This is a genomic window from Mucilaginibacter sp. (genome assembly GCF_039207105.1).
In the GTDB taxonomy this organism is placed as follows: Bacteria; Bacteroidota; Bacteroidia; order Sphingobacteriales; family Sphingobacteriaceae; genus Mucilaginibacter.
This window is the reverse complement of the sequence record NZ_JBCECK010000296.1, coordinates 1-2,694: the sequence shown is the minus strand read 5'-3', so window position 1 is coordinate 2,694 and position 2,694 is coordinate 1. Positions and strand designations below refer to the sequence as shown.

At 44.6% G+C, this 2,694-nt stretch carries 2 protein-coding genes; one reads left to right on the top strand and one right to left on the bottom strand.

The genetic code is table 11. From position 1 onward, the window contains the following. Window positions 1-76: 76 nt before the first annotated feature. Entirely contained in the window at window positions 77-574 is a 498-nt protein-coding gene (locus AAGC65_RS25785) for a hypothetical protein (protein ID WP_343115327.1), read from the top strand. Window positions 575-634: 60 nt separating this feature from the next. On the opposite strand, the gene AAGC65_RS25780 is transcribed toward AAGC65_RS25785, so the two are convergent. Next, a complete protein-coding gene (locus tag AAGC65_RS25780) occupies window positions 635-2,614 on the bottom strand; it encodes a dehydrogenase E1 component subunit alpha/beta (RefSeq protein WP_343115326.1) in 1,980 nt (659 codons plus the stop codon). Window positions 2,615-2,694: the final 80 nt, after the last annotated feature.

The window sequence follows — 2,694 nt, the reverse complement described above, 5'->3', positions numbered from 1 at the left end:
CAATGGTAAGCTTGATTGCCGCTTACTGGAATATGAGCTGTATGAAGGCAGCAAACGTGAACCAAAAGAAGTATAAATGAAGAAGATCCTGTTTTTAACTATAGCTATTTTATCATCTGTTTATTGCAAGGCTCAAACCGAACTGGCATTCCCGTTTCAGGGCGGAGCACCCGTTATGAATCGTTTTTTTAAGGATAGTCTGGTGGTATCGCCGGATATTATTAAAAAGAAAGCCACTGGTACAGCGGTATTCAAATTTACTGCCGATACCAAAGGAACCATTAAAAAGATCATTGTTTATTATGCCGATGATTATATTTTGACCGGGCCTATTATTGAGGCATTAAAAAAATCAAATCATAAATGGGTTATCCCTGATCATGAAAAATTTCATGATTTTATTATCCCTTTTTCCATCAGCTTTAACCCTCCTGCTATGGCCAGCAACGCTACCATTAAGGAGGCTTATCAATTTTATAGTAATCGCAAGCCTATTATATCCTACAATCAGGTTCCGCTGGAGTATGCTACACTGCTGCCAACAGTTGTGGTAAGCTATGATGTGCAGGAATAGGAAAAGCCTGATCAATTATTAAAAAGGTCATCCCTGAATGGGATGACCTTTTTTGCTTTACTAATAGGCCAATAACTTCTCCATCGTTTCCTGAAGCCTTGCTTTTGCCAAAAACTGATCTTCCAGGGCTTTATTCATCGGTATAGCCGTATCCAGGCTGCCGCAACGCATTACCGGTGCATCCAGGTATTTAAAACAATACTCGGCTATGTGGGCCGCTATTTCGGCGCCAAAACCGCTGGTTAAAGTATCTTCATGTAAAACCAATACCCTACCGGTTTTTTGTACGCTTGCCTCAACGGCCTGCGTATCCCAGGGCAGCAAACTGCGCAGATCAATAATCTCGATAGATTGTTCAGGATGTTTTTCAGCATACTCCAGCGCCCAGTGCACTCCCAATCCAAAAGTTATGATGCTGGCTTGCTGGCCCTGTTTTACAGTATTTGCTTTTCCAATTTCTATGAGGCAATCGTTATCGGGTACTTCGCCGCTAATGCTGCGGTAAAGGTATTTGTGTTCAAAGTAAATTACCGGGTTCGGGTCGTCAATGGCGGCCAGTAGTAAACCCTTAGCATCCGCAGGAAAAGCCGGGTACACTACTTTAAGTCCGGGAGTCTTGGTAAACCAGGCCTCGTTACTTTGTGAGTGAAACGGCCCGGCTCCGGTACCCGCGCCCGTTGGCATACGTACTACCATATCCACAGCCTGCGCCCAGCGATAGTGCGTTTTAGCCAGGTTATTAATAATTTGGTTAAAGCCGCAGGTAACAAAATCAGCAAATTGCATCTCGACAATAGCCTTATAGCCGTTTAACGCCAGTCCCATACCGGCGCCAACCACCCCCGATTCACATATGGGCGTATTGCGCACTCGGGCTTTGCCAAATTCTTCTACAAAGCCTTGTGTTATTTTGAACGCGCCGCCATACTCGGCAATGTCCTGCCCCATGATCACCAGGTTGGGATATTTGTGCATGGCCTGCCTTAAACCATCGCTTATAGCATCAATATAACGCTTGTTGCTTGCAGGGATGGTAGATGGCTGAGTCGCCGGAAACTGGTAGGGGTGATACATATCCTGTAGCTCAGTGGCTATATCAGGATTGATATCCTCCTCAGCATAAACCTTTTCAATCTCGGCCTCAATAAGGGCAGTCGTCTCTTTTCTTATCGCAGGAACCTCTTCAGGTTTCAACACACCTTCGCCCAATAAGTAACGTTCAAAATTGATAACAGGGTCTTTACCGGCCCACCACTCAAATAAATTCTCAGGAACATATTTTGTACCCGATGCCTCTTCATGACCACGCATCCTAAAGGTCATACACTCTATCAAAACCGGTCGTGGGTTCTCACGGATGCTTTTGTTAATATCATTAATGGTATGGTAAACCTCCAGTATGTTATTGCCATCAATCCTTCGGCCCTCCATACCATAACCTATCGCCTTATCTACCAAACTATGACAGCCATATTGCTCATTAACCGGGGTTGAAAGTCCGTAGCCATTGTTCTCGATCAAAAATATAACCGGTAGTTTCCATACAGAAGCAATATTCAGTGCTTCGTGAAAATCACCCTCGCTGGTAGCGCCCTCGCCGGTAAATACAAGGGTTGACCTTTTGCGTTCAGCTAAAACATCGGCAAGGGCAATGCCATCGGCTAAGGCCAGCTGTGGCCCCAGATGCGATATCATACCGATGATCTTGTATTCCTGCGTACCGAAATGGAAAGACCGGTCGCGCCCCTTGGTAAAGCCCGAAGCCTTGCCTTGCCATTGCGCCATCAGGCGCGACAGCGGTATATCTCTTGAGGTAAAAACCCCCAGGTTGCGGTGCATGGGCAAAATATATTCATCATTTTGCATGGCCAGCGTACTGCCAACGGAAATGGCTTCCTGCCCTATTCCTGAAAACCATTTGCCAATTCGGCCCTGCCGCAAAAGAATCAGCATTTTCTCTTCAACCAGGCGTGGCATTAACAATTTTTTGTAAAAAAGTGTTAAATTTTCGTTATTCAGGGTTTTACGGTCAAAAATCATAACGTAAAACTACTGAAGTTTTTAAAACTTTGTATGTTTGGCAATCCTATCTGAAAACTATGAAAAGATTCGGTTTTTTA

Bases quoted from the DNA above. Each gene is read 5' to 3' on its own strand.
- AAGC65_RS25785 (WP_343115327.1), top strand. From the start codon at position 77: ATGAAGAAGATCCTGTTTTTAACTATAGCTATTTTATCATCTGTTTAT.
- AAGC65_RS25780 (WP_343115326.1), bottom strand. From the start codon at position 2,614: ATGATTTTTGACCGTAAAACCCTGAATAACGAAAATTTAACACTTTTT.